25 protein-coding genes and 1 tRNA gene are annotated in these 26619 nt (G+C 67.7%); 11 read left to right on the top strand and 15 right to left on the bottom strand.

The features are described 5' to 3' along the window. Positions 1-338: 338 nt before the first annotated feature. Both ACSFBM_RS05540 and ACSFBM_RS05535 read right to left on the bottom strand, forming a co-directional pair. A complete protein-coding gene (locus tag ACSFBM_RS05540; protein ID WP_435435723.1) occupies positions 339-698 on the bottom strand; it encodes a hypothetical protein in 360 nt (119 codons plus the stop codon). Between the two features lie 118 nt (positions 699-816). Then, positions 817-1047, bottom strand: a complete 231-nt coding sequence (locus ACSFBM_RS05535; protein WP_435483468.1) for a hypothetical protein — start codon at positions 1045-1047, stop codon at positions 817-819. A gap of 150 nt (positions 1048-1197) precedes the next feature. Here ACSFBM_RS05535 and ACSFBM_RS05530 point away from each other — a divergent pair, with 150 nt between their 5' ends. From ACSFBM_RS05530 to ACSFBM_RS05510, 5 genes are all read left to right on the top strand, one after another. Continuing rightward, positions 1198-1581, top strand: a complete 384-nt coding sequence (locus tag ACSFBM_RS05530; protein WP_435483467.1) for a hypothetical protein — start codon at positions 1198-1200, stop codon at positions 1579-1581. A 78-nt stretch (positions 1582-1659) separates the two neighbouring features. Continuing rightward, positions 1660-2037: a hypothetical protein gene (locus ACSFBM_RS05525; RefSeq protein ID WP_435483466.1), complete on the top strand. Its 378-nt coding sequence runs from the start codon at positions 1660-1662 to the stop codon at positions 2035-2037. 141 nt (positions 2038-2178) lie between these two features. Next, positions 2179-2252: transfer RNA gene (locus ACSFBM_RS05520), tRNA-Gly, on the top strand. A gap of 75 nt (positions 2253-2327) precedes the next feature. Continuing rightward, positions 2328-2612, top strand: a complete 285-nt coding sequence (locus ACSFBM_RS05515) for a hypothetical protein (protein ID WP_435483465.1) — start codon at positions 2328-2330, stop codon at positions 2610-2612. 32 nt (positions 2613-2644) lie between these two features. Beyond that, positions 2645-3268, top strand: coding sequence for a hypothetical protein (locus ACSFBM_RS05510; RefSeq protein ID WP_435483464.1), 624 nt, complete (start codon positions 2645-2647; stop codon positions 3266-3268). A gap of 11 nt (positions 3269-3279) precedes the next feature. On the opposite strand, the gene ACSFBM_RS05505 is transcribed toward ACSFBM_RS05510, so the two are convergent. Continuing rightward, on the bottom strand, positions 3280-4179 hold the full coding sequence (locus ACSFBM_RS05505) for a LysR family transcriptional regulator (RefSeq protein WP_435483463.1): 900 nt from the start codon (positions 4177-4179) through the stop codon (positions 3280-3282). 110 nt (positions 4180-4289) lie between these two features. Here ACSFBM_RS05505 and ACSFBM_RS05500 point away from each other — a divergent pair, with 110 nt between their 5' ends. From ACSFBM_RS05500 to ACSFBM_RS05490, 3 genes are all read left to right on the top strand, one after another. Further along, positions 4290-5567: an SGNH/GDSL hydrolase family protein gene (locus ACSFBM_RS05500; protein ID WP_435483462.1), complete on the top strand. Its 1278-nt coding sequence runs from the start codon at positions 4290-4292 to the stop codon at positions 5565-5567. Between the two features lie 104 nt (positions 5568-5671). Continuing rightward, positions 5672-5896 carry a hypothetical protein gene (locus ACSFBM_RS05495; protein ID WP_435483461.1) on the top strand — a complete coding sequence of 75 codons (225 nt, stop codon included), beginning with the start codon at positions 5672-5674 and terminating at the stop codon, positions 5894-5896. 165 nt (positions 5897-6061) lie between these two features. Further along, positions 6062-7075 (top strand): phosphotransferase enzyme family protein, encoded by a 1014-nt coding sequence (locus tag ACSFBM_RS05490; protein WP_435483460.1) that lies wholly within the window; start codon positions 6062-6064, stop codon positions 7073-7075. Positions 7076-7094: 19 nt separating this feature from the next. On the opposite strand, the gene ACSFBM_RS05485 is transcribed toward ACSFBM_RS05490, so the two are convergent. The 6 genes from ACSFBM_RS05485 to ACSFBM_RS05460 all read right to left on the bottom strand — a co-directional run bounded on the left by ACSFBM_RS05485 (position 7095) and on the right by ACSFBM_RS05460 (position 16569). Then, a complete protein-coding gene (locus ACSFBM_RS05485; RefSeq protein WP_435483459.1) occupies positions 7095-8012 on the bottom strand; it encodes a hypothetical protein in 918 nt (305 codons plus the stop codon). A 65-nt stretch (positions 8013-8077) separates the two neighbouring features. Beyond that, a complete protein-coding gene (locus tag ACSFBM_RS05480) occupies positions 8078-11461 on the bottom strand; it encodes an error-prone DNA polymerase (protein WP_435483458.1) in 3384 nt (1127 codons plus the stop codon). Then, a complete protein-coding gene (locus tag ACSFBM_RS05475; protein WP_435483457.1) occupies positions 11454-12848 on the bottom strand; it encodes a Y-family DNA polymerase in 1395 nt (464 codons plus the stop codon). The genes ACSFBM_RS05480 and ACSFBM_RS05475 overlap by 8 nt, the downstream gene beginning before the upstream one ends. Further along, positions 12817-13623, bottom strand: a complete 807-nt coding sequence (gene imuA / locus ACSFBM_RS05470; RefSeq protein WP_435483456.1) for a translesion DNA synthesis-associated protein ImuA — start codon at positions 13621-13623, stop codon at positions 12817-12819. The genes ACSFBM_RS05475 and imuA overlap by 32 nt, the downstream gene beginning before the upstream one ends. Before the next feature lie 793 nt (positions 13624-14416). After that, entirely contained in the window at positions 14417-14953 is a 537-nt protein-coding gene (locus tag ACSFBM_RS05465; protein WP_435483455.1) for a cysteine hydrolase family protein, read from the bottom strand. Between the two features lie 23 nt (positions 14954-14976). After that, positions 14977-16569 carry an esterase/lipase family protein gene (locus ACSFBM_RS05460; protein ID WP_435483454.1) on the bottom strand — a complete coding sequence of 531 codons (1593 nt, stop codon included), beginning with the start codon at positions 16567-16569 and terminating at the stop codon, positions 14977-14979. 184 nt (positions 16570-16753) lie between these two features. Here ACSFBM_RS05460 and ACSFBM_RS05455 point away from each other — a divergent pair, with 184 nt between their 5' ends. Beyond that, a complete protein-coding gene (locus ACSFBM_RS05455) occupies positions 16754-17872 on the top strand; it encodes an MBL fold metallo-hydrolase (RefSeq protein ID WP_435483453.1) in 1119 nt (372 codons plus the stop codon). A gap of 20 nt (positions 17873-17892) precedes the next feature. On the opposite strand, the gene ACSFBM_RS05450 is transcribed toward ACSFBM_RS05455, so the two are convergent. Genes ACSFBM_RS05450 through ACSFBM_RS05435 form a run of 4 tightly spaced genes read right to left on the bottom strand, consistent with a single transcriptional unit; the run spans position 17893 to position 21101 of the window. Next, positions 17893-18729 carry an IclR family transcriptional regulator gene (locus ACSFBM_RS05450; protein WP_435483452.1) on the bottom strand — a complete coding sequence of 279 codons (837 nt, stop codon included), beginning with the start codon at positions 18727-18729 and terminating at the stop codon, positions 17893-17895. A 10-nt stretch (positions 18730-18739) separates the two neighbouring features. Next, positions 18740-19711, bottom strand: coding sequence for an NAD(P)H-dependent flavin oxidoreductase (locus ACSFBM_RS05445; RefSeq protein ID WP_435483451.1), 972 nt, complete (start codon positions 19709-19711; stop codon positions 18740-18742). Positions 19712-19731: 20 nt separating this feature from the next. Next, positions 19732-20358 carry a 2-hydroxychromene-2-carboxylate isomerase gene (locus tag ACSFBM_RS05440; protein WP_435483450.1) on the bottom strand — a complete coding sequence of 209 codons (627 nt, stop codon included), beginning with the start codon at positions 20356-20358 and terminating at the stop codon, positions 19732-19734. Between the two features lie 14 nt (positions 20359-20372). Then, a complete protein-coding gene (locus ACSFBM_RS05435) occupies positions 20373-21101 on the bottom strand; it encodes an SDR family oxidoreductase (protein ID WP_435483449.1) in 729 nt (242 codons plus the stop codon). 293 nt (positions 21102-21394) lie between these two features. Between ACSFBM_RS05435 and ACSFBM_RS05430 the strand changes: the two genes are divergently transcribed. Next, on the top strand, positions 21395-22939 hold the full coding sequence (locus ACSFBM_RS05430; protein WP_435483448.1) for a class I adenylate-forming enzyme family protein: 1545 nt from the start codon (positions 21395-21397) through the stop codon (positions 22937-22939). A gap of 23 nt (positions 22940-22962) precedes the next feature. Further along, entirely contained in the window at positions 22963-23949 is a 987-nt protein-coding gene (locus ACSFBM_RS05425) for a Bug family tripartite tricarboxylate transporter substrate binding protein (protein WP_435483447.1), read from the top strand. A gap of 58 nt (positions 23950-24007) precedes the next feature. Here ACSFBM_RS05425 and ACSFBM_RS05420 read toward each other — a convergent pair whose 3' ends face one another. Both ACSFBM_RS05420 and parC read right to left on the bottom strand, forming a co-directional pair. After that, positions 24008-24199 carry a hypothetical protein gene (locus ACSFBM_RS05420; protein ID WP_435483446.1) on the bottom strand — a complete coding sequence of 64 codons (192 nt, stop codon included), beginning with the start codon at positions 24197-24199 and terminating at the stop codon, positions 24008-24010. Further along, complete coding sequence (gene parC, locus ACSFBM_RS05415; RefSeq protein ID WP_435483445.1) at positions 24199-26607, bottom strand: DNA topoisomerase IV subunit A; 2409 nt, start codon at positions 26605-26607, stop codon at positions 24199-24201. Before parC ends, ACSFBM_RS05420 begins: the two co-directional genes overlap by 1 nt. Positions 26608-26619: the final 12 nt, after the last annotated feature.

The raw sequence follows: 26619 nt of genomic DNA, 5'->3' as shown, positions 1-26619 counted from the left end.
GCGAGTCCGCAAAATCTAGGGCTTCAGGAAGCAGAACCTTGTCGGACAGGGCCGACACTTCCTGATTGCGAGTTTGGCGTTCGGGGTCCTTGCCGAACAAGGGGCCCGTAAGAACTGCCAAATAGTTCACGTTTCTAGGAGTGTCCTACGGCCACTGACTGTTTCTGACTGACAGACGTGCCCCGGATACCCATCGAACATGCAGATGCTGTCACGCAACAGGGCCGCACAAAAGAAGAGCTCTCTGTTTCTCTTAGAGCGCCCACATGGGCTCCTCGAACCCGCTCCGGCGGGTATTTTTTTGCCCGTCGACTGCCCAAGAAACCGAGACGGTCCGCTCAGTCACGGTCCTCCTGGTAGCGGCGATAGTGCTCGCGCCGCTCCCACTCCCGGCGGCGCCATTCACGATGCTCCTCGCGGTCCCATCGAGGGGCGCGCTCGTAATAGACGGGCGCCGGCTCATAGACTGCGGGCGGCCGGTAGCGCACCGGCGGCGGCTGGTAGTAGACGGGCGCCGGCGGAGAATAGACAGGCGCTGGCTCGTAGTACACAGGCGCCGGCTCGCTCACCACGAGGCCGGGAACGTTGACGCCAATGGACCAGCTCGTGCCTGCGTTGGCGGCGGTGGCCACGGAAAGCGCACCGGCGACCATCACGCCCGCCACGGCAATTTTGAGAGTGTTTCGATGAAAGGACACGTCGTCTCCAGAAGTGCGGGAAGGACCCCGATGGAGTGACAACGCCCCGAGCTGCGCCGCCGCTCACATCGCTTCGGTGAAGAACGTTCCCAGATGTCACATCGCCGCGGCATGGCGGTCACTCGCGCGGGCTGGCGATCCATTCCTTGACGAAGTGGGCGGCACGAACGCACGCGCGCTCGAAGGCACCGTCCCACGTCAACTGCTGCGTGATCACCAGCGCGCATTTCTGAACGCCCCCAAGACTGAGCTTGGCGATGCCTGCATACGAGCCATGGACCGTTCGCATGATTTCGAAGTCCGCCGACCAGCCATCGGGGAGTTCGAGGAGACAGGAAGGCGCTCGCATGATGAGGCCAGCATAAGTTCTGAGGCGCCCAAGCCCCAGGAACTAAATCACAAGTATTAACAATGATTGCCGAAATGTCATAAGTCTGTGGACATGTGTCGTAGCCGCCATCGCTGCGAGCTAACATTCCGAAAACCAAATGAGGCGGAGATGTCAGGCGCAAGAGAGATCGAGCGGGTCGTTGCAGCGCTCAAGACGCTGGCGGTCCAGCCGTGGCCCGAGAGCGCACGGCTGATTTTGAAATGGAACGACGTCGCCAAGACGCTTCCGGGCGTCGGCTATGAGGCGTTCTTCCACGCGCACCGGCTGGCAAACCGCGTCGTCTTTCGCGATGCCGCGCCGAATGCGGCAGCCATCGAGCAATTGCGCGAACACGGTTTCACCGTCGTGGTGGACGCCGCCCAGGCCAACGCCGTGTCGCCGAGCGTGCGCATCGAGGTCGGCCTCGCATGGCTGGAACTGTCGACAAAGCAGTCCGGGCGCAAGACGAGCATCGGGATGTATCAACTACCGGAAGACGACGGGCATTGCTGAACACCCTGCACCCCATCGGGAGCGGCGCGCAAAATCGTTTCCGCCGAGCGAGCAGAACGCTCTTGAAAGGAACAGGGCATGAAGCTCATGAATGTAGAGATGACCCACGAAAACGGCACCGACTTCGCCAGTTGGTCCACTACCGGCGCCCTGCAGCCCGCGGAGGCCTTCGACCGGCTGATCCGCGTTCTGGCGGAGACCCGAAAGACGATGGAGCCAGCCTTCCCGGAGACGCTGCCGGTGTTCATCAAGGGCGCGCCACAGGTCGATGGACCTGCGTGGCAATGGTCGATGCAGCCGGATGGCAGCCTGATCCTGAACCTGCGCCACCCGGGCCTGGGCTGGCTCGGCTTCAGGATGCCCAATGTGGACCTCTTCCACGAGAACCTGGCCAATGTGCTCGAACAGCGCAACGCGCTGCGCGCGGAGCTGGAACCGCCCACCAGGCAGGTGTAGGCCCTGCGCCGGTTGCGGTGTTGCCACGAAAAGCACTGCGCGGCGTCTTCGGCGCCCGCACCGCTCTATACTCCCCGGCTGTCGTCGTTCGCAGGCATGTGGCCGACAGGCAGCCACTCGTTGCATGGCGAGCAGGACAATGCGGGTGTAGTTCAATGGTAGAACGGCAGCTTCCCAAGCTTCATACGAGGGTTCGATTCCCTTCACCCGCTCCAACAAGCCTGCGCAGGGCTCCTTTCCAGAGCGCAAGCAGCCTCGCTCCTCCCCCCCCGATCACGTAGCATCCGGCCATGAGCTACACCGTCAAACTGATCGATTTCCTCGACGCGCCGGCCGATGTCATCACCTCTGCGGAATCGCGTTTCCGCCGCGAACTCGACAAGCTCCTTGGCGAGAACGTCGAGCCCGCGCTGAAGGCGTTCGAGAACGCCAGCGAATCGAGCGCGGACGAACTGACCAAGGACGAAATCGCGCTCGCCGCCACCTGGGCCAAGTCCTACGACGCAGCCAAGACAGCGGGCTTTCGCGCGCTCGGCGAAGCCGACGAGGCGTACTTCGAGATCCGCATCGACTGACGCTGTCGTTCCCTGCCCCTTCGGAGCCGGCCATGAAACTGTTGTACGCCCTGCTTCTGTGCACCCTGCTGAGTGCATGCGCCACGGCACCGGGCACCTCACCCGGCAATTCGCCAAAAGCCAGCGCCGATGCGGCCTACGAACCGGCAACCGCCCCACCCACAGGCGTGCAATGGCGCTACACGGGCACCCGGTCCTACGAGGCGCTGAACGCCGGCCTGGGGCGCAGCCATCGCTTCGAGAGCAGCATCGGCTGGGTCGACGTCTACGTGTACGACATGAAGCGCACCGACTGGCGCCCGGGCGTGGACGACGCGCAGTTCGACGAGCACTTCAAGAGCACCCTCGCCGAGGTCCAGCGGGCCGCCGCGCAAGGCGTGTACGCCAGCGCGAAGATTGGCGCCACGCGCGACGTGCGCATCGACGGCCTGGCGTTCCGCTCGATTTCCTTCCGCCTGGTGAACGCCCGGGACGGCAAGGTCTACGACTCGTTCACCTACCTCACGGCGCGCGGCGGCAGGCTGCTGAAGTACCGCATGTCCTTCAACGCGCCGGCACCGGCCAACGTGGATGCCGTTGCGCGCGAGTTCATCGAGCGCAGCCTGCGCACCGGCCCCGACACCCCCGCCGGTACGCGCGAACTGCGCAACACCTGAGGGTCGCTCCCCTACTTGCGCACGGCACCCGGCAGCTTGGCCACCCGCTGCGCCAGAAAGTCCACCCACACACGCACCCGCAGCGGCTGGTGGCGGCGCGCGGCATACAGCAGGTGCACCTCCTGCGTCGGGCCGGTGTGGCGCGGCAGCACGCGCACCAGGCGGCCTTGCGCGAGCAGGTCGGCCACCATCCACGTGGGCTGCAATGAAATGCCGGCCCCGGCGAGCACGCTGTCCAGCATCGCCACGGCGTTGTTCACGCGGTAGCGGCTGCGCACCGGCACGCTGACCGCGCCTTCGGGCCCCTGCAGCAGCACGCCGTCGTCGCCCGGCGCATAGCGCAGGTAGTCGTGCGCCGGCAGGTCCTGCGGCTTGCGCGGCTTGCCGCGTGCCGCGACGTAGGCCGGCGAGGCGACCAGCACACGCGGCCAGGTGCCGACGTGGCGCGCGACCAGGTCGGGCGGCAGCACACCGCCCACGCGCAGCGACACGTCGATGCGCTCTTCCCGCGGATCGACGAAGCGGTCGTCCAGCACCAGTTCCAGTTCGATGTCGGGGTACAGCGCCAGGAACTCCACCGCCATCGCGTTGAGGTGCCGCTGGCCCATGGTGACCGGGGCACTCATGCGCAGCAGGCCGCGCGGCTGCTGGAGGCCTTCGCGCGCGTCGGACACCGCGTCGCCGTAGTCCTCGAGCACGCGCTGCGCACGCTCGTGAAAGCGCTGCCCCTCCTGCGTCAGGCTCAGCCCCGCCGCGGTGCGCCGCAGCAGCCGCACGCCCAGCGAGCGCTCCAGCCCCGCCACCAGCTTGCTGACGGTGGGCTGCGTGGTGCCGAGCGCGCGGGCCGCACCCGACAGGCTGCCAAGTTCCACGCTGTGGACGAAGGCTTCGAGGGCGCGCAAGGTGTCCACGGATGTATTCGAATATGGAATGGCCAGGATGCCATTCTGCCGTCTACCCATCCAGATGGGCATGAAAGAAAGTCGAGGCCTGGTTTCAACTTCTCTCAAGGACATCTTCCATGACGGCACCTTCATTCACATCGATCCTTCGCCACGGCGCCCTTGCGCTCACCTTGGCCGGCGCAGCCGTCGCGTCGGCGGCCCCACCGGTGGCCACGCACTGGAGCCCCAGCTGGATGGCCAGCACGCAGCCGCTCTGGCACGGCGACTTCGTGCTGCCCTTGGGCCTGCCCTTCCAGTTCAACCGGCAGACCGTGCGCCAGGTGGCACGCCTGAGCATCGGCGGCACGCGCTTGCGCGTGGTGATCAGCAACGAAGGCGGCACGGCGCCGCTGCACATCGGCGCAGCACGGGTGGCAAGGCATGCCGGCGGTTCGGCCATCGTCGAAGGCAGCGACCGGCCGTTGCGTTTCGGCGGGCAGACCGAAGCGACCGTGGCGCCCGGCGCGCGGCTGGTCAGCGACCCGATCGACATCGCCGTTCCCGCGCTCGGCGAAGTCGCCGTGTCGCTCTATCTGCCGCAACCCAGCCAGCCCGCGGGCTTTCATTTCGATGCACGCCAGACTGCCTACGTGGCCGATGGCGATCTGACGGCTGCGCAGCGCATGCCTGCGGCGGCCACGCCCTGGAGCACGCGCGTCTACGTCAGCAGCCTGATCGTGGAAACGTCCACGCCGCCAGCCACCGTCGTCGCCTTCGGCGATTCGCTGACCGACGGGAACGGTTCGACGCCGGGCGCCAACACGCGCTGGCCCGACGCGCTGGCCGAGCGCCTGGCGGGCCGCAATGTGGCGGTGCTGAACGCCGGCATCTCGGGCGGCCGCCTGCTGAAGGACGGCATGGGCCGCGCCGGCCTGGAGCGCGCCGGCCGCGATGTGTTCGCGCAAGCCGGCGTGCGTGCCATGGTCGTGATGCTGGGCACCAACGACATCGGCTGGCCGGGCGGCCCGTTCGCGCCGGGCGAACCCGCGGTGCGCGCGGAACAACTGATCCAGGGCTTTCGCGCGTTGATCGAGATGGCGCACGCCCACAACGTGCGCATCATGGGCGCCACCATCCCCCCGAACGAGCGTGCGCTGGAAGGCACGCCGCTCGAAGGTCACTATTCGCCGGAGAAGGACAAGGTGCGCCAGGCCGTGAACCGCTGGATCCGCGAAAGCGGCGCGTTCGATGCGGTGGTCGATTTCGACGCGCTGCTGCGCGACCCGGCGCATCCGTCGCGCATGAAGGCGGCGATGGACTCGGGCGACCACCTGCACCCGGGCGATGCGGGCTACAAGGCCATGGCCGCGGCCATCGACTTGGAGGCCGTGCTCGGCGCGCCGGCCCGGCCCTGAGACCGGTCGGATCCGCCAGTGGTTTGAGACTGTGAAAATACTGTACATAAATACAGTATTTCCTTAAAATTGCTCGTCTCCAAGAACACCACCGAGGCGACACCATGACCACCGCCAACCCGCCTGCGTCCGCCCCGGCGCAGGCGCTTTTCTTTTCCCGCCTGCAGCAGTTGCAGACGCGTTCGCGCACCGGTCGCCTCTCGACCTGGCCTTTCAAGGTAGCCCGCGAGACGGGCCCTGGCGACTTGCATGAGGGAAACGATGTGCGCGTTCAGGCCGCGCGCGTGATACGCACGACGGCCGAGAGCTGGTGGCCGCCGGGTGCTTGAACTGCCCGAGCTTCGCCGCATGTCGACCGGCTTTGCCCTCGTCTGCTCGCATCCATGGCCGCACGTGCGGCACGAGCTGCTGACGTCTTACAGGGCGCACTGGGGAGTCGCGCTATCGTTGCGGGTCTTTCATTGACCCGTCTTTTCTCGGTCGGGTGCAAACACATGCTGACGCCCCCAGACCTCTCGCACGAATCCATCCGGCAATGCCTGTCCAAGGCATACGGGCTGAACAACGCAAATGCCCGGTTCCTGCCGATCGGCGCCGACGTGAATTCAGCCGCCTTTCGCGTCGATGCCGATGACGGCACCGCGTACTTCCTCAAGCTGCGCCGCGACGGGTTCGATCCATCGGTCGTCAGCGTGCCGGCCTTTCTTCATCACGAGAAAGGCATCGAGGCCGTGATGGCGCCGTTGCCGACAACGCACGCGCGGCCGAGCGTGCAAAGCGAAGGCTTCGGCTGGGCGCTCTACCCGTTCTTCGACGGCCCCAACGGCTTGGCGCGCGCATTGACGGACACGCAGTGGCGCACGCTCGGTGCCGCACTGGGTGCCATCCACCGCACGGCATTGCCTGAGGCGCTGTCGGCGAGCCTCCCCAGGGAACGCTACGTCCACCACTGGCGCGAAGGCGTTCGGCGCTATCAGCGCCGGTTCATCAACGGCGTGACCGGCGACGACATCGTCGCGCGTTTCTTCGCGTTCTGGGAAGCGCACGCCGAAGAGATCGACACCATCGTCTACCGCAGCGAGCAGCTCGCGTCCATCCTGCTGGAACGCCCACCGCAGCTGGTGCCGTGCCACGCCGCCCTTCATGCAGGCAACGTGCTCGTGGGCGACGGCGAGCGCCTGTCCATCGTCGGCTGGCACAAGCTCATGCTCGCGCCGAAAGAATGCGACCTGATGTTCATCGGCGGCGGTGCAGGCCACGTGTGGAACCAGCCGGCGCAGGAAGCGCTGTTCTACGAAGGCTACGGCGCAGCGAACATCGACGCCGTGGCGCTGGCCTACTACCGCTACGAGCGGATCACCCAGGACATCCTCGAGATCTGCGACCAGATGTTCGACGCCGCGGCCAGTGTGCAAGACCGTGAAGAAGGCCTGCGCCGGATGACGAGCCAGTTCATGCCGGACGACGTTGTCGCCATCGCGCACCGCAGCTACGACGCCGTGACATGAGCCGACGCACGCACGCGCGTCAGATCAGCATGTCCTGCGCGTCGTCCTCGAAGCCGGCGATGGGCTGCGCCTTGGCCAGCGCCAGCCACACCGCGAACGGAATGCGGTCGAACGCGCGATGCACCGCGGCGCGCGCCACCACCAGGCGATCTGCTTCGAGCACCATCACGCCGCATTCCGCCGGCACCTCGTCGGGTGTGGCGATGCATCGCCCCTTGGCGTCATTGCCCAGCACGTACCAGCACTCGCCGCCCAGGTCGAGGTAGGCCGCGCGCTTGTCGGGCTTGCGCAGGTCGCCCAGCAGGTCGGCGCGGCTCACCTTCACCTCATGGACGATGGGATGCGCATAGGCCTCGACGCTGGTATTGCGGATCGAGAACACATCGGGCCGCGCAATGCACCAGCGCGCCTTGCCGCCCTCTTCCAGCGCCGGCAGCCTGGCGCGCAGGCCGAGACCGCGCCACGCGATGCGCCCGCCGCGCGTCATCTCGCGCGCCACGCGCTCCACCAGCGCCTCGTGCGGCGACAACGCAGCGCGGTTCAGGGTGAGCGTGGTGGCGATGCGTGCGATGCCGGCATCGGTCACGCGCAGCGTTTCGTGGCCGTGCACGGTGCGCACGCGCGCCAGGTAGCCGCCCGCGAGCAGCTCGACCTCGATGGCGTCGCAGCACGGCCAGCCGGCCGAGCGGTAGATCTCGCGCAGGCGCCGCGCATGCAGCTTGCCGAACGGCACCTCGGGGGCGGCCCTCTGCAGCGGCAGCGGCGGGTCCATCACCGGAGACGGAAAGCCGGGGTCGGTGAAAGGCGGCACTGCCGGCGGCGGATCGCCCTCGGGCGGCGGCATGGGGGGCGGCTGCACGGGGTTGGGCACATCGGGCGCCGGCGGCGGCGGTCCGATAGGCGTGGCGACAGGGGGTTCAAGCAGGAGTTCGGACATGTCAGGAACAGGTTAGCGAAAACTCGCGAATGGCGCGAGGCATGGAACGATCGGTTGCATTCGGTTCAATGGAAGTCGCGGCTGGTGTTGCTCTGCGCCAGCCGTCCCATGAGCGGCGTCAGGTCCTTGAAGCCGGTGGCCACCAGGTGCTGCACCTTGCCGCCGCTGTCGTCGTCGCGCTGCCAGGTGCCCTGCACCGCGAGCAGGTGCGACTTGAGCAGCGGCTCGCGCCAGGCCTCGATGACATGGTTCCAGACGATCACGTTGACGTTGCCGGTCTCGTCCTCCAGCGTGACGAAGATGGTGCCGTTGGCAGTTCCGGGCCGCTGCCGCCCCTTGACGATGCCGCAGGCGCGCACGGTCTGGCCCGTGGCCATCTCGCGCAGCTCGGCCGCGCTCATGAGCTTCATGCGCGCCAGGCGCGGACGCAGCAGCGCGAGCGGATGGCGGCGCAGCGTGAGGCCGAGCGCCGCGTAGTCGCCGACGATTTCCTCGCCCTCGGGCGCGGCCGGCAACAGCAGCGCCTGCTCGTGGATGGGCACGCCCTTGAGCAGGGCCGGCGCGCGCGCGCCCATGCCGCGGGTGGCGGTGGCGTCCCACACCTGCTGTCGCCGATGGCCCGAGAGCGCCATCAGCGCATCGGCCGCGGCCAGCGCGGCCATGTCCTTGGCCTCGAGTTCGGCGCGCAGGGCCAGGTCTTCGGTGCCGGTGAAAGGGGCCTGTGCGCGGGCTTTCAGCAGCCGCTCGGCACCTGCCGCGCTGAGGCCCTGGACGCGGTTCAGGCCCAGCCGCACCGCGGGCTGGTTGTCGTTGCCCAGGCGCCCGGCGTAGCGCGCGTCGGTGCCCGCCGGCATGCGCGGGGCATCGGGCGCACGGGCTTCGAGCGTGGTGTCCATCTCGCTCACCATGACATCGACCGGCCGCACTTCGACGCCATGTCGGCGTGCGTCCTGCACCAGCTGCGAGGGGCTGTAGAAGCCCATCGGCTGCGAGTCGAGCAGCGCGGCGAGGAAGCAGGCGGGCTCGTAGTTCTTCAGCCAGCTGCTCACGGTGACCAGCAGCGCGAAGCTCGCGGCGTGGCTCTCGGGAAAGCCGTAGTCGCCGAAGCCGAGGATCTGCTTGAAGATGGCTTCGGCGAACTCGATCTTGTAGCCGTTGTCCTTCATGCCCTCGACGAGCTTCTCGTGGAACTTGTCGAGGCCGCCCTTGCGCTTCCACGCCGCCATGGCACGGCGCAGCTGATCGGCTTCGTCGGCCGAGAACTTGGCCGCGATCATCGCGATCTGCATCACCTGCTCCTGGAAGATCGGGATGCCCAGCGTGCGTTCGAGCGCGGGGCGGAGTTCTTCCTTCTCGTAGTGGATCGGCAAGCCCTTGCGCACCCGCTCGCGCTGCTTGAGATACGGATGCACCATGCCCCCCTGTATGGGCCCGGGCCGCACGATCGCCACCTCGATCACCAGGTCTTCGTAAGTGCGCGGCTTCAGCCTTGGCAGCATCGACATCTGCGCGCGGCTCTCGATCTGGAACACGCCCACGGTGTCGGCGTCGCAGATCATGTCGAACACCTGCGGGTCGTCGTTGGGAACCTGGTGCATCTCCACCATCGAGCCCCGCCAGCGGTTCATGTGGTCGAGCCCGCGGCGAATGGCGCTGAGCATGCCGAGCGCGAGCACGTCGACCTTGAGCATGCCCATGGCCTCGAGGTCGTCCTTCTCCCACTGGATGACGGAGCGGTCTTTCATGGAGGCCTTCTCGATCGGCACCAGCCGCGTGAGCTTGGTGTGCGTGAGCACGAAGCCTCCCACGTGCTGGCTCAGGTGGCGCGGAAAGCCCTTGAGCCGCTGCGTCATCTCGATCCAGTGTTCGAGCTTGAGCGCGTCCTCCTTCACGCCCGCGCGCTCGCACGCCGCATTCAGTTGCTCGCCGAGCAAGGTGTCGTCGAACCAGTAATGGTCCTTGGCGAATTCGTCGATCAGCCGTTCGTCGATGCCGATGGCCTTGCCCACGTCGCGCAGCGCGCTGCGGGAGCGATAGCAGATGACGACGGCGGCAATGGCGGCGCGCTCGCGGCCGTATCGTTCGTAGATGTACTGGATGACCTCCTCGCGCCGCTGGTGCTCGAAGTCGACGTCGATGTCGGGTGGCTCCTTGCGGTGGCGACTCAGGAAGCGCTCGAACAGCAGCGTGCCCTTCTCGGGATCGATGGCCGTGATGCCCAGGCAATAGCAGACCGCCGAGTTGGCCGATGAACCGCGCCCCTGGCAAAGGATGCCCCTGCTCCTGGCAAAGCTGACGACGTTCTCCACCGTGAGGAAGAACATCTCGTATTCGAGTTCGATGATGAGGTCGAGCTCCTTGCGCACCTGCCGGCACACGGCCTGCGGAATGCCCGAGGCATGGCGCTCGAGCGGATACCTTTCGAGCGCCCCTTCCCAGGTCTTGCGCACCAGCGTCTGCGTGGGCGTCTCGTGGCTGCCCACGCTCTCGAGCGGGTACTTGTAGTTCTCGCGAATCACCTCCGGATCGAACCTGCAGCGCTCGGCCACCACCCGCGTGTTGTCCAGCATGTCGTGCAGGTACAACTGAGCCAGCCGCACACGCGAGCGCAGGTGCCGCTCGGCATTCGACTGCAATGCGAAGCCGCACTCGGCCACCGTCCTGCCTTCGCGCACGGCCGTCAGCACGTCGTGCAGCGGCTTTTGCGAACGCACGTCCATGCGCACGTCGCCGGCTGCCACCAGAGGCACACCGGCCTGCTCGCCCGCCTGCATCAGCGTGACGAACCACAGGTCGTCGTCCAGCTCGTTGAACAGCTCCACGGCCAGCCAGAGGTTGCCTGCGTAGAGCGCCCTGGCGGCCGCCAGGTCTTCGTGCAGCGTGGCCGTGTCCACCGCGCCGCCGGGGTTGCGGTTCGGCACGAAGAGCACCTGGCAGTGCTGCAGCGAGGCCATGTCGCTGTCGTCCCAACTCACGCGGTATTCGCCCTTGGGCAGTTCGGTGGTGCGCGCAGTGGTGATGAACTCGCACAGGTTGCCCCAGCCCTCGGTGTCGTTCGCGATCACCACGAGCTTGAAGCGCTCGAACTGGAACTCGCTGCCGAACAGCAGGCGAAAGCCCGGGTTGCGCGGAATCTTCGGCTCGTCGGGGTTCTCGCGTTCGTACGCGTCGAGCTTGAGCTCCATGCCGCGCAGGCAAACGTGCGCCCGCACGATGCCGGCGACCGAGCATTCGTCGGTGATGGCCAGCGCCTCGTAGCCGAGCTGGTAGGCGCGGTCCACCATGTCCTCGGGCGTCGACGCGCCGCGCTGGAAGCTGAAGTTGGTCAGGCAGTGCAGCTCGGCATAGCCCGGCAGTTCCGCCGCCGGCCGCGCCCGCATCTGCACCGGCAGCGCATGCACCTTGGCCGGCTGGCGCTTGCGCTCCTGCTTGTCGCTGAGTTCAGGCATAGAAGCCCTGCAGGTACCAGCGCACCTCGCCGGCAGAAAAGCGCGCGGCGTGCCGCTCGCGAAAGATCCACACCAGCCCGGCTTCGGGGCTCTGCGCGACGTAATAGTCGCGCAGTGCGGGCTGGCCGCCCTCTTCCTTGCCGCCCCACCAGCCGGCCTCCACGCGCTGCGGGCCGATCAACCGGCTCAGCGGACCGCGGTAGCACGGGCGTTCGCCGTCCATGTCGAGCAGCAGCGGCTCGGGCAAGAGCCACGGCGGGTAGAGGGCGTCGGGCTGCGACGCGGCGGCCTGCGCTTGCTTGCGAGCCTTGTCGAGCGCCTTGCCGGGTGAATTTTCTTTCTGCAGCGCCGGCCGCCACGCCTGCTTGCGCTCCGGCCGATGGTCGGCCTGCGCCGACGGCACCACCACCTGCTGCGCCCCGAGCCGCACGCTGAGCCGCTCGACCATCTCGTGCAGCCTGTCGCCCTTGCGGTTGTCTTCCGGCAGGAAACTGGTGCTGGCGCCGGCCCACGGGTCGGTTTCCAGCGTGCGCAGCCTCAGCCAGCTCACGGGCGCGGCCAGCGTGGTGAGGGCGAGCTTTTCGGACAACAGGCGGCGCAGGTGCGCCATGTCCTGCGTGGGCTCGGCGGTGCGCACGGTGAGCTGCTGGTGCGGCGGCAGGTTCACGCCGTTGAAGCGCTTGAGGTCGAGCGTCCATTGCAGCTCGAGCGCGCGCGCACCGCGTTGGCGTGCGCGCAGCCAGATCTGCAGGGCCGACAGCAGCCGGTTGGCCGACCACATGAGTTCGGGTCCGGTCTCGGCCAGCGCGGGCAGCTCCAGCTTCTGCTCGAACACGTCGGGCAGCGTGAGCCAGGCGTGGCTTTCGGGGCGCAGGCCCCAGGCGGCGTCGAGCGCCACGCGCAGTTCCGCGCCGAAGCGCCGCGTGAGGCCGCCACGCGGCAGCGCCGCCACGTCGCCCCAGGTGCGGCAGCCCAGGCGCGCGAGCAGGTCGAGGTGGCCGTGGGCGGCCGTCAGCGTGTCCAGCGGCAGGCCGGCCGGAATCTCCCTGGGACGGCGCTCTTCGCGCGCGAACAGGCGCAGCCGCGCCAGCGCTATGAGGCTGGTGGCGCCCTGGGCGCCCAGCATGCGCGCGCCGGGCACGGGGTTGGACGCGAGCAACTGCCGCATCAGCGGGGTCCGGCCGCCCCACAGGCGTTCGCAGGCGGAGACCTCGAGCATCAGTGCCTCGTCCTGCCAGGCGACGTGGGGCGTGTACTGCAGCGCCCACCAGCCCAGGGCTTCAGGCGTGGGCAGGGCCACGACATCGGTGGCGCGGGCGGCATCGGGGGTGTCAGGGGTATCGGGGGTATCGGCCTCAAGCGACCACTGCAAGGCGATCCAGTGCATCCTGGCCTCCCTTCCATGCGTCGATGCGCACCACGGTGGCCGAGGTGGCCGTCGCGCCGGCGGGCACCGTGCCCTGCTGCTGCAAACGCAGCTTGCGCCGCAGCCGGGCGGCGGCCAGCAGCGCGGTCATGCGCGCGTTGCGCGCCGGCAGCATCACCGGCGCGGCCAGCGGCGGGCCGCGGCGCTTGAGGATGTGCAGTTCGATCTGCGACGCGTCGGCCTCGCAGCGATCGGCGCTGATGCGCAGGCGCGCGGGCGAGGCCGACAACGCGACCGATTCGGGCCGGCACACGAACAGCAGCAGCTCATGCTGTGCAGCCGCCAGCTGCAGCCGCCGCAGCTCGCCCACCCGCGCCTGCGGCAGCCACGCCACGACGGCCGCCACGTCCGCGCAGCGCAGCGCCTGCTCGCAGGCCCAGAGGCGCGCGGGCGCCGCCTCGCTCTTGACGCACATCAGCGATTCCACCGGCAGCCCCTGGGCCGCAAGCGACGCCCCGCAAGGCTCGTAGGGCGGTCCGATCAGCACCACCGGCCCGCCGCGCGCCTGCACGGCCTGCGCCAGCGCGGGCAGCAACAGCTGCCACACATGCGCTTCGGGCGAGGCTTGCAGCAGCTCCGTCATGGCCCCGACCGGCCAGCCGCCGCCCGGCAACTCGGCGTCGAGCGCGGCGTGGCCGGTGGCCACGACCTGCGCATCGGCCAGGCCCAGCTCGTCGGCATGCCAGACGCCGCGGCCCGCGGCGGCGGAAAAGGAGTCGAGGAAAGGAAGGCCCATGGTGAAGACTGCCAGCTGTACTTTGATAAAGGGGTATCCCTTTGACTCCAGCAACCGTAAAACTACTGGATGAATATACAGATGTTAGCGCCAACGGTGGCCAAGGACCACCCCCACATTGGGCAGTGTTGAAGCCCTTGACTGGTGTCGGGCGAGCAGGCGTGAGTTCGCCCTGGCCAAGCGCTGGGCCAAGGCCTATGACGCGGCGCGCGGCGGGCTTTCGCGACCTGGGGGGGACACCGGCGAGGTGTTCTTCGACGTGCGGCCGACTTGCGTCTTGAGCCTGCGGCCGCTGGCAGGGATGGCTGCGGCGATCAGCGCACGCTGCGAGTTCAGTCCTCGGACTTGGCCATGGCCAGCAGGCTCATGCCTATCACTCCGACGACAACACCTGCAAAAAAAGAGGCTACGGCAATGCCAATGATGAGCATGACTTGCAAAACCTCAGGTGAGACTGGACATGATTCTAAAAGGTGCTAACCGGGTTGCCGTACCTGCGACACACGAGGAATTGTTCATGGGTCTGATGACGTGTGGAACGCGCATCGGCAGGTTGCCGATCATTTCTCATCGTCCGGACAGATCGAAGATCAACGTCGCAATATGTAACTTGGTTGACCTTGGCCAGGAACGGTTTCAGGGTTTGGCATTGCCAGTAATGCCATAAAGGCAGCCGGTCGAAGCAACAATTATCAACGGACGCGCTGCAAGGCGGGTTGGCAGTCAAAGCTGCAACAGAGGGGTGAAAGCGGGTTTGTTTGCCGCTGACGGCCAACCGGCGTGGCGGTGATCGTCAACCGGCCAGCACGATGTCGGCAGCGGGCACCGCGCGAATCGGCACGCCGAAGCTCGTGATGTCCGACAGCGTGGCGTTGTGGTGCGCCCGAATCTGCGCGCCCGTGGCATGCGGCTTGTCGTGCGAGGTGTGCGCGTCGGCGGCCAGCACCACCTCGTAGCCCAGCGCGGCGGCGCGGCGCGTGGTGGTGTCCACGCAGAACTCCGACGAGTAGCCGCAGATCACCACCCGCTTCACGCCCTGGTCCGACAGCCAGGCTTCGAGCGGCGTGCGCAGGAACGAGTCGGGCGTGGTCTTGCGGATCTTCGCGTCGCGCGAGTCGGTGTTCAGCGCGCTGGCGAGCTGCCAGCGCTCGGAGTCGAACTCCAGGTCCACCGCGTTCTCATGCTGGATGAAGGCGACCGGCACGCCGCTCGCGCGGGCGCGTTCGGTGAGCGCGTTGATGCGCTGCATCACTTCTTCGGCTTCATGGGGACGCGGCAGGTCGTCGCACAGACCGCGCTGGACATCGATGACAAGGATGGCAGTTTTCATGGCGCCCATCGTAGCCGCCCGCTTCAGTTCCAGGCACTCACCTCGAGCCGTACTTTTCCGCTGATGCCGGGCGCGGCCGGCGCGGCGCCCAGGCTCGACAGCGGCACCACGAACTGCAGCTTGCCACCGGCCAGCTGCCTTGGGCTGATCGGCAGCGAGGCCTTGCCTGCCGTGTCGGTCTGCCAGCCGTACTTGACGCTCCAGTCCTGCGCCGCATCGTCCGGCGCGGGCGGCGAGAGCTCGATGACCAGCGTGTCGCGAAACAGCGAGCTGCCCTCGTAGTGGCCGTCGAGCCAGAACTTGTTGTTGACCTGGTAGTCGGGCACGCGCACGCCCAGGGTCATGGCGTAGGCCAGTGTCGGGCGGTCCTGCTTCACGCGGGCCTTGTTGGCGAGGAACACGCTCGACAGGTAGATGGCGCGCCGGTCGGCCTTGGCAGGGTCGGTCAGTTCCTTGTGCGTGCGGCAGGCGGGCGAGTCTTCTTCCGCCACGCGCCGGCTCAGGTACCAGCGCTTGCCGCGCGGCGCGGCCAGCAGTTCGACCTGGTAGAGCGCGTCGACGTCGGCGCCCGCGGGCAGGTCGGGCGGCAGCGTGACGCCGTCGACGTCGAACCACAGGTCGACCCGCACGTCGCCGAACAGGAAGCGCACGAGGTTCTGGTAGGCCTCCTCGGAATTGACGATGCCGAAGAAGCCCGAGTGCGAGCGGTAGGTATAGGCGGTGGCCACCGGCTGGGTCTTGCCGGCTGCATCGGTCGACCAGAGCGAGGCGTTCTCGATGCGCACCAGCCCGTCGCTGCCATGGCCCGCGAACATGCGCGACAGGCCCTTGGCGCTTTCGTAGTCGCCGCGGTTGGAGCCGACCATGCAGAAGAAGCGCTCGGGCGGAAAGGCCGTGGCCGGCAGGTAGTCCATGCGGCCGTCAACCGGCGCGGTGGCCAGGAACTCGGACATCTTGTCGCGGTTGAAGGTGTTCATCTCGTTGACCGTGAGCCAGGCCGGCACGTTGATGCCGCCCATGTCGATGCCGTTGTGCGGCGTGGCATAGGTGAACACCTTGTCGACGCAGACGCGCGCGGCCGCGTCGCCGAGCGAGGCGTTCTGCAGAAAGGCCCGCACCACGAGGCCGCCCATCGAATGCGCGACGAGGTAGCAGCGGAAGTCGGCGCGGTCGTAGCCCGGCCCCTCGCGCAAGGCCACCAGGTCGCGCACGCGCAGGATCAGCTGGCTCAGGCCCTGGGCGTACACGGTCACGTCCTTCGACTGGCCGTCGCCGAGCAGTTCGGAGCCCGAGTCGTAGTAGCGATAGATGATGACCGAGGCCGAGGGAATGCCGTCCACGTCCTTGCCGTTCTCGTCGGGCGATGGTTTCCAGTCGGGGTCGAGGATGTCCAGGCCGTTCTGATAGACGCTCTGGTATTGAAAGTCGGCCAGCAGCCGCACCACGGGCGACTCGAAGACGAACTTCTGCGCGGGCGCTTCCTTCTTCACCGTGGCGCGGTACACCGTGGAGCCCAGGTTGAAGCCGCAGAACGGGTCGGCCGCGGTGTCGTCGCGCTCGGCCTCGGTCATGGCGTAGCCGCGCACGTAGATGATGGGATAGCGATTGCTGCTCATGGGTCTGCCGCCTTGTCGAAGCCGATCGAGCCTTCCAGTGTGCCGAGGCACATGGGCGCCGGCCATACAGCGCATGGCATAGGCAAAGGCCCTGCCTGCCGAATGTTTCTAAGGCTGAAACCATTGAAACGCCTGCCATGGCTAATCTCCCGCCATCCGACAAACACAATCAAGAAGGCTCCCCATGGCTGACGAATCGGGCTCGCAGGGCTCCTACCTGCCGCAACTCTTGCGTCGCGGTACCGCGCTGGCCGCGGCCGGCTGCGCATTCGTCGCTGGCTGCAGCGCCGCCAGCGGCGAGGCACGCTACGACAACTCGCCCCAGTTCAAGGACGGCGGGTTCCACAACATGGCCAACCCCGACCTGCCCGCGCAGGCCAGCGCCTGGCGCATCTGGTCGCGCTTCATCGTGGGCAGCAAGGTCGACAGCGTGCCCGTCGACGCCATTCCGGTGAAGCCGCTGGACCGGGCCACGCTCGACGCGCTCGACGTCAAGACCAACCATGTGGTGCGCCTGGGCCATTCGTCGCACCTGCTCAAGCTGCGCGGCAAGTACTGGCTGATCGACCCGGTGTTCAGCGAGCGCGTGTCGCCCGTGCAGTGGGCCGGGCCGAAGCGCTTTCACCAGCCGCCGATCACGCTCGAACAGCTGCCGCCCATCGAGGGCGTGATTCTTTCGCACGACCACTACGACCACCTCGACCTGGCCACCATCGAGTACCTCTCGAAAAGCGTGCAACGCTACTTCGTGCCCCTGGGCGTGCGCTCGCGGCTGGTGGTGATGGGCGTGCCGGCCGAGCGCGTGAGCGAGCTCGACTGGTGGCAAGGCGGCGAACACGACGGCGTGAAGCTCACCGCCACGCCCGCACAGCATTTCTCGGGCCGCACCCTGGGCGACCGCGACCGCACGCTGTGGGCCTCGTGGGTGGTGCAAAGCGGCGACCAGCGCATCTTCTACAGCGGCGACTCGGGCTACTTCCCCGGCTTCAAGCAGATCGGCGACCGCTTCGGCGGCTTCGACATCGCGCTGATGGAAAACGGCGCCTACGACGCCATGTGGCCCGCCGTGCACATGACGCCCGAGCAGAGCGTGCAGGCCTTCGAGGACCTGCGCGGCAAGGTGTTCTTCTCGGTGCACAACAGCACCTTCGACCTCGCCTTCCACACCTGGCACGACCCGCTGGACCGCATCGCGAACCTCACCGAGGCGAAGAAGATCGAGCTGGCCACGCCGGTGATCGGCGAAGTGGTGACGGTGGGGCAGGCGCGCACCAACACGCGCTGGTGGGTCGGGCTGCGCTGAGCTCGATTGCTTGTCAGGGCCTAGGCCGGATTGCGGAAATGCCGCTCGATCGCGCGCACCGTATCGAGCAGCTGCGGGCGTACGTCCTGCATGAAGGCCTCCGGCGCCATCGAGCGCGGCCCCGCCGCGCTCAGCACCATCAGGGGCATGCCCTTGCCGACCCGCAGCGGTGAGGCGATGGCGTTCACCTCGGCACGCCAGTCGCCGAAGGAACTGCAGCAGCCGTACTGCTCGATGTCGGCGACCGCCTGGCGGATTCCCTGCTCGATGCGCGGCCAGCCCGCCACGTCGAGCGTGCGGATGCGCTCCTCCAGCCCGCGGCGCGCGCCCGGCTTGGCACCGGCCAGGTAGGCCCGCCCCATCGCCGAGGTGGCCAGCGGAATGCGCGAGCCGATGTTCAGCCGGATGGTGACGATCGAATCGCTGCGGCAGGTTTCCAGGTAGAGCATCGACATGCCGTCGCGCATGCCCAGCGCGATCAGGCAGCCGGTGTCGTTGGCCAGCTGCTGCATGAGCGGACGGCTCACCTCCTTGGCATCGAGCCGCGACAGCGTGGTGCCGCCCAGCGTCAGCGTGGCCATGCCCAGCCGGTAGCGGCCCGACTCCGCCACGTGGTGCAGGAAGCCGAGCTTGGTCAGCGTGTAGGTCAGCCGCGTGACGGTGGACTTGGGCAACCCGCAGCGCTCGGCCAGCTCCTGGTTGCCCAGGCGCTCCTCGCCCGAGGCGAAGCATTGCAGCACCTGCAGGCCGCGCGCGAGGGCCGTCACGAAGTGCCGGTCTTCCTTGGCGTTGACCTTGCGCTCGACGTCTTCGTATTCGCCGAGCTCCCGCTTGGAATGGATTTCTGCGCGCTTCATGCGCCCTACTCTAGAGCAGCCGTGCCAGGCGCTGCGAAACGATGGCCTCGGCCTCTTGCATGATCCGCGCGACCAGTTCGGCCACCGTCGGCACGTCGTGGATCAGGCCGGCCACCATGCCGCAGCTCCAGGCGCCGGCGTCCATGTCGCCGTCGACCATCACCTTCGGGTACACGCCGCCCACGAACTCGCGGATGTCGTCGATCTGCGTGCCCGCGCCCTTCTCGCGCTCGATGGCGAGCAAGGCCTCCACACCCGCGTTGTTCAGCACGCGCTCGGTGTTGCGCAGCGGGCGCATCACCAGCCGCGTGTCGAGCTCGGAGGCCGCGACGATGGCCGCCTTCACGTTCGCATGCACCGGTGCCTCCTGCGTGGCGATGAAGCGCGTGCCCATGTTGATGCCCTCCGCACCGAGCGCCAGCGCGGCCACCAGGCTGCGGCCGTCGGCCATGCCGCCCGAGGCGACGAACGGAATGTCGAGCGCCTCGGCCGCGCGCGGCAGCAGAATGAAGTTGGGCACGTCGTCCTCGCCCGGGTGGCCGCCGCACTCGAAGCCGTCGACGCTCACCGCGTCGCAGCCGATGGCCTGCGCCTTGAGCGAATGCCGCACCGAGGTGCACTTGTGGATGACCTTCACGCCGGCCTTCTTCAGTTGCGGCATGTATTGCTCGGGGCTGCGCCCGGCCGTCTCGACGATGCGCACGCCGCCTTCGACGATGGCGTCGATGTACTCGGGATACGGCGGCGAGGCGAAGGTCGGCAGGAAGGTGAGGTTCACGCCGAAGGGCTTGTCGGTCATCTCGCGGCAGCGGGCGATTTCCTTCGCCAGCAGTTCGGGTGTCTTCTGCGTGAGCCCGGTGATGATGCCCAGGCCGCCCGCGTTGGAGACCGCCGCGGCCAGCTCGGCGAAGCCGACGAAATGCATGCCGCCCTGGATGATGGGGTGCGCGATGCCGAAGAGTTCAGTGATTCTGGTTTTCATGGTGAAAGTGCCGGGGACTGTCAGTGGCTGTGCTGCGAAACGATTTCTTCCTCGACCTCGCGCAGGCGGTCCTTGCCGAAGAACATCTGGTCGTTCACGAAGAAGGTGGGCGAGCCGAAGGCGCCCTGCTCGAAGGCGGCCTGCGTGTTGGCCATGAGCGCCTGCTTGACCTCGGCGGTCTGCATGGACGCAAAGAGCTCGGCCGCGGGCAGGCCCGCGTCGTTCAGCGCGGTGGCCACCACGGTCGCATCGGCCATGTTCAGGCTGCGCTCCCACATGCACGAGAAGACGGCATCGACATAGCGCTCGAAGCAGCCGAGCGCCTGCGCCGCCACCGCGCCGCGCATGATGGTCAGCGTGTTGACGGGAAAGAATTCATTGCGGCGGTAGGCCGTGATGCGGTGCTTCGCAAGAAAACGCTGGAACTCCAGCGCGTCGTAGGCACGCTTGTTCGCGATATCGGCGAAGGCTTCGGCCGGCGAGCGGTTGTTGGCGAGCTTGAAGAGCCCGCCCAGCAGGATCGGCACGTACTCGATCGCAGCGCCCGTGCGCGCCGCCACGGCTGGCAGCACGTTGTGGCACAGGTAGGCGTTGGGGCTGCCGAAGTCGAAGAGAAAGCGCAGCTTCACGGTGTTCGTCTCGTTCATGGTCGCTCCCCTGCTCACCAGGTTTCCATCCACGGGCGCAGTTCCATCTCGTGCGTCCACGCATCTCGCGGCTGCTGGTGGATCTGCCAGTAGGCCTCGCCGATGCTGTCCGGCGACACCACGCCGCCCTGATCCAGCAGCGCGTAGCGCTCGGGAAAGTTGGTGCGGATGAACTCGGTGTCGATGGCGCCGTCGACCACCGGGTGCGCCACGTGGATGCCCTTGGGCCACAGTTCGCGCGCCATGCTCTGCGCCAGCGCGCGCAGGCCGTGCTTGGCGCCGGCGAACGCGGCGTAGCCCTCGCGCCCGCGCAGGCTGGCGGTGGCGCCGGTGAAGATGATGGTGCCGCGCCCGCGCTCCAGCATGCGCTTGGCCACCTCGCGGCCCATGAGGAAGCCGCCGAAGCAGGCCATCTCCCACACCTTGAAGTAGACGCGCGCCGTCGTCTCGGTGATGCCGAAGCGCACGTTCGCGCCAATGTTGAACACCGCCACCTCGATGGGCGCGATGTTCTTCTCGATGTTGTCCACCAGCGAGACCATCTCCTCTTCCTTGCGGGCGTCGCTGCCGAAGCCGTGCGCCTGGCCGCCCGCGGCTTCGATCTCGCGCACCAGCGGCTGGAGCTTGTCGGCGCTGCGACGGGTGACGCAGGCGATGTAGCCCTCGCGGGCGAATCGCTTGGCGATGGCGCCACCGGTGGCGTCTCCGGCGCCGATCACGAGGATGGCTTTCTTGTCGTTCATGCGTTGTCTTTCGTCGGTCGGTCTGTGAATGCACGCGGGTTGCCGCGCGGCCACTTCATTCTGGGATGCCGGACCGCCGAACAGCGCATGCCGAGCGGAATTCAAAACTGCATTGCAGAACTTGAAGCTGCATGCCGGCTTGCACCGCCGCTCGAATGAAGGCGATGAAACCCGGTGCGTTCTCACTGGGGAAATCCCTGCTCTCTGTTCTGCAGTGCAGTTTTCAAAAGACATGCTTCGGAGCGCTTGCTTCATAGACTCGCCGCCATTCGAAACACGGGACCGACCCACCAATGACAACCGAGACACACGCCCAGCCCCCTCGGGTGCACCACCTTCTTTCGCCCTGGATCGCCGGGCAGCCCGACGCGCTGGCGCTGCGCGACGCCGGCGTGTCGCTGAGCTATGGCGAGCTCGGCGCGCAGATGGACGCCATGGCGCGGCAGTTGGCCGACGCGGGCGTGCGGGCCGGCGACCGCGTGCTCATCGTCGGGGAGAACTGCGCGGCGCTGTGCGTCGCCTTCCTGGCGCTGAGCAAGCTGGACGCCTGGACCGTCGCGGTGAACGCGCGCCTGTCGCCACGCGAGATCGACCAGTTCATCGCGCACTCCGGCGCGCGGCGCGTGCTGTACCTGTGCCATGTCTCGCCCGAGGCGCGCGGCCACGCGCAGCGCCAGCAGGCCACGCCTTTCGACAGCGACCTGGGCGAAATCGCCATCGGCCCGCTCGCCGAGGACGTGCTGCCGGAGCCCTGCGACGCCGACCCCGCGAAACAGGTGGCGGCCATGGTCTACACGTCGGGCACCACGGGCGCGCCCAAGGGCGTGATGCTGACGCACGCGAACCTGATGTTCGTGGCCACCTCCGCGCGCGAGCTGCGGCGGCTCGGCCCGCGCGACGTCGTCTACGGCGTGCTGCCGATGGCGCATGTGGTGGGCCTGTCGACGCAGTTCCTCGGCGCGATGTGCGCGGGCGCCGCGCTGCTGCTCGAGCCGCGCTTTGCACCCGAGAACGCTGTGCGGGCGCTGCGCCGCGATGGCGTCAGCGTGTTCACCGGCGTGCCCGCGCTGTTCGCCCGCATCCTGGAGTGGGCGCGCAAGAGCGGCGTGGCCATCGACGCACCCGCGCTGCGCCTGATCAGCGTGGCCGGTTCGCCGCTCACGCCCAGCCTCAAGACCGAGGTGGAACGGGAATTCAGGCTGCCGCTGCACAACGGCTACGGCTTGACCGAGACCGCGCCCACCGTCGCGCAGACACGGCTGGACACGCCGCGCGAGGACTGCGCCGTCGGCCCGGGCATTCCGCGCGTCGAGCTTCGCATCCAGGGCCTGGGCGGCGCCAGCGTCGAACCAGGCGAAGCAGGCGAGCTGTGGGTGCGCGGACCCGGTGTGATGAAGGGCTACTACCGCAGCCCCGAGCTCACCGCGGCCGTGATCGATGCGGCGGGCTGGTTCAACACGGGCGATCTTGCGCGGCTCACGCCCGACGGCGCGCTGTTCATCTCCGGACGCACCAAGGAGCTGATCATCCGCTCGGGATTCAACGTCTATCCGCTCGAGGTGGAGCAGGTGCTGAACGCCTACCCGGGCGTCGTGCAATCGGCGGTCGTCGGGCGCGAGGCCGGGCACAACGAGGAAATCGTGGCCTTCATCGAAACCAGGGAAGGCATGCCCATCGACGACGCGCGGTTGCGCGCGCACCTGCGCGAGCACCTGTCGCCCTACAAGCAACCCAGCGAGATCCGCGCCATGGCGACGCTGCCGTCGGCACCCAACGGCAAGGTGCTCAAGGGCGTGCTGAAAGCGCTCGCGCAAACGCCTTTGAACACCGCGCCATGAACACCATCACTTCAAGCACTCCCATGCGCCATCGCACATTCCACGCCCTCGCATTCACGCTCGCCGGCCTTGCCGCCGTCGTCGTTCCCGGCCCGCAGGCTCACGCCCAGGAAAAGCCGGGCGCCTATCCCTCGCGGCCCATCAAGATCATGATCGGCTTCGCCCCGGGCGGCTCGACCGATGCGCCGATGCGGGTGCTCGCGGAAAAGGCGGGCGCCATCCTCAAGCAGCCCATCGTCATCGAGAACAAGCCCGGCGTCGGCGGCACGATGCCTGCGCAGAGCCTGCAGTCGGCCACGCCGGACGGCTACACGCTGGGCATTGCCTCGGCCGGGGTCTACCGGCTGCCCTACACCAACGACATCAAGTGGGACCCGGCCAAGGACCTGAGCTATGTGATCGGCCTGACCGGCTACGCCTTCGGCATCGTCGTGCCCGCGAACTCGCCGATCAGGACCTTGAAGGACTACGTGGCGCACGCCAAGGCGAACCCCGGCAAGCTGACCTACAGCACCCCGGGCATCGCCACCACCAACCACCTGACGATGGAGCAGCTGTCGCGCCTGTACAAGATCGAGCTCAACCACATTCCGTACAAGGGCAGCGCCGAATCGCTGCAGGCCATCGTGGGCGGCCAGGTCGACTCTGCGGCGGAGACCTCCGCCTTCGTGCCCTACGTGGATTCCGGAAAGCTGCGGCTGATCGCCGTGTGGGGCGACAAGCGCATGGCGCGCTACCCCGACGTGCCCACGCTGAAGGAAAGCGGCGCGAACATCGTGCAGACCTCGCCTTGGGGACTGGTAGGCCCCAAGGGGCTGGACCCCGTCATTGCCGCCAAACTGCACGATGCGTTCAAGCAGGCGATGGAGACGAAGGAGTTCAGGGAGATGTTGGCCCGCTACGAGATGGAGCCGGACTACATGAGCGCGAAGGACTACCGCGCCTTTGCCGTGGATGCGATGAAGCGCGAGAAGGAAATCCTCGACGCGCTGGGCCTGTCCCGCAAATAGGCGCTGAACCCCCGGAAAAAGGCCGGGAAGGCCTGGCCGGCCCGGCGCCGGAGCGTGGCTACCCGCCGCGCTCCTTGCGCTCGCGCGCCCGGCGCACCTGCCGGGTCTCGCCGGCCTGCGAAGCGATGCGGTCCTTCTCGCGCTTCTTCGCCGCGCGCTTCTCGCGCATGCGCTTGCCCAGCACGTAGCTGCCGAGGCCGGTGACCACGGCGATGAACAGGCCGATGACGCTGACGTCGATGCCGCCCATCACAGCACCCGCACGACGCCGGTCGGCTTGAAGCCCAGGTCGGCCGCCTTGCCCTTGCGCGCACGGTTGCCGCGTGCGTTGTTCAGCGTGCGGATCTCCAGTGTTTCCTCGCGCTCCTTGGCACCGCGGCCGATGCCTTCGATGCGCACGCTGCGCGTGTAGGCCGCCGCGCCCGCGAGCGTGTCCTTGGGCTCCAGGTCGATCAGCGTGAGGCCGCGGCCGCCCTTGGGCAGGCTCTTGAGCTCGGCGATCTCGAAGGTCAGGATGCGCCCGCCCGTCGAGGCGCAGGCCACGTGCGTGGCCGCGGGCATCGGCTCGGCGCCGCTCGCGCCGCCCACCAGCGAAGGCCGGCACAGCTGCTCGCCCTCGCCCACGTCGATGAAGGCCTTGCCGCCGCGCTGGCGCGACATCATGTTCTCGACCGTGGCGATGAAGCCGTAGCCGCCGGTGTTGGCCAGCAGCACGCTCGCGCCGACCGGGCCGGCGAAGAAGTGCGTGACGTGCGTGCCGCTGTCCAGCTCGATGAGCGTGGTGACGGGCTGGCCGTCGCCGCGCGCGCCGGGCAGCGAGGCCACGGGCACGGTGTAGACGCGCACGCCCTTGTCCTTGGAGGAGCCGAACACCAGCAGGGTGTCGACGCTGCGGCATTCGAAGGCGCCGTAGAGCGCATCGCCCGACTTGAAGCTGTATTCGGGCGTGGCGCCCTTCTCCGCGCTCGCGCCGTTGGCCGCGGCCTTCTCGCTCGCCCAGCCCTTCTGCGCGCGCACCCAGCCCTTCTGCGAGACGATGACGGTGACAGGCTCGTCGACCACCTTCACTTCGGCCACGGCGCGCTTCTCGGCCTGGATCAGCGTGCGGCGCGGGTCTTCGAAGGTCTTGGCATCGGTTTCGATTTCCTTCACCAGCAGGCGGCGCAAGGCGGCCGGGCTGCCCAGGATGTCCTCCAGCCTTTTCTGTTCCTCGCGCAGGCCCTTGAGCTCCTGCTCGATCTTGATGGCCTCCAGCCGCGCCAGTTGGCGCAGGCGGATTTCAAGAATGTCCTCGGCCTGGCGTTCGCTGAGGCTGAAGCGCGCCATCAGCGCGGCCTTGGGGTCTTCGGCCGCGCGGATGATCGCGATCACCTCGTCGATGTTCAGCAGCACCAGCTGCCGGCCTTCGAGGATGTGCACGCGCTCCAGCACCTTGTTCAGCCGATGGCGCGAGCGCTTCTCGACGGTGACCTGGCGGAACGCGATCCACTCGTTGAGCATCTGGCGCAGCGATTTCTGCGTCGGCTTGCCGTCGATGCCCACCATGGTGAGGTTGATCGACGACGAGGTTTCCAGCGAGGTCTGCGCCAGCAGCGTGGTGATGAACTCTTCCTGGCTGATGCGCGAGGTCTTGGGCTCGAACACCAGGCGCACGGCCGCGTCCTTGCTGGACTCGTCGCGCACCACGTCGAGCACCGACAGCATCGCCGCCTTCAGCTGCGTCTGGTCGGCGCTCAATGCCTTCTTGCCGGTCTTGACCTTGGGGTTGGTGATTTCCTCGATTTCCTCGAGCACCTTCTGCGTGCTGACGCCCGGCGGCAGTTCGTTCACCACCAGCTGCCACTGGCCGCGCGCCAGCTCTTCGATCTTCCAGCGCGCGCGCACCTTGAGCGAGCCGCGGCCGGTGCGGTAGGCGTCGGCGATGTCGCTCGCGCTGCTGATGATCTGCGCGCCGCCCGGGTAGTCGGGGCCGGGCACGATGGCGAAGAGTTCTTCTTCGCTCAACTGGCCGTTCGACTTGATCAGCGCCACGCAGGCGTCGGCGATCTCGCGCAGGTTGTGGCTCGGGATTTCGGTGGCCAGGCCCACCGCGATGCCGCTCGCGCCGTTGAGCAGCGTGAAGGGCAGGCGCGCGGGCAGCAGGCGCGGCTCTTCGGTGCTGCCGTCGTAGTTGGGAATGAAGTCGACCGTGCCTTCGTCGATCTCGTCGAGCAAGAGGCTGGTGATGCGCGCCAGGCGCGCCTCGGTGTAGCGCATGGCCGCGGCGCCGTCGCCGTCGCGGCTGCCGAAGTTGCCCTGGCCGTCGACCAGCGGATAGCGCTGCGAGAAGTCTTGCGCCATGCGCACCAGCGCGTCGTATGCGGCCTGGTCGCTGTGCGGATGGAAGCGGCCCAGCACGTCGCCGACCACGCGCGCGCTCTTCACGGGCTTGGCGCCCACGGTGCCGTTGGTGCCGCCGAAGCCCAGGCCCATGCGCGACATCGAGTAAAGGATGCGCCGCTGCACCGGCTTCTGGCCGTCGGACACGTCGGGCAGCGCGCGGCCCTTGACCACGCTGAGCGCGTACTCGAGGTAGGCGGTCTGTGCGTAGTCGGCCAGCGTGAGGGTGGTGTCGCCGTCGGTGGGGCCCGCAAGGTCGAGCGGAGGTTGGGAATCCATCGTCTGTCGTTT

This window comes from Variovorax pasteuri, from assembly GCF_051216435.1.
GTDB lineage: Bacteria > Pseudomonadota > Gammaproteobacteria > Burkholderiales > Burkholderiaceae_C > Variovorax.
The sequence above is the reverse complement of the archived record's forward strand: the minus strand, read 5'-3'. Positions and strand labels throughout refer to the sequence as shown.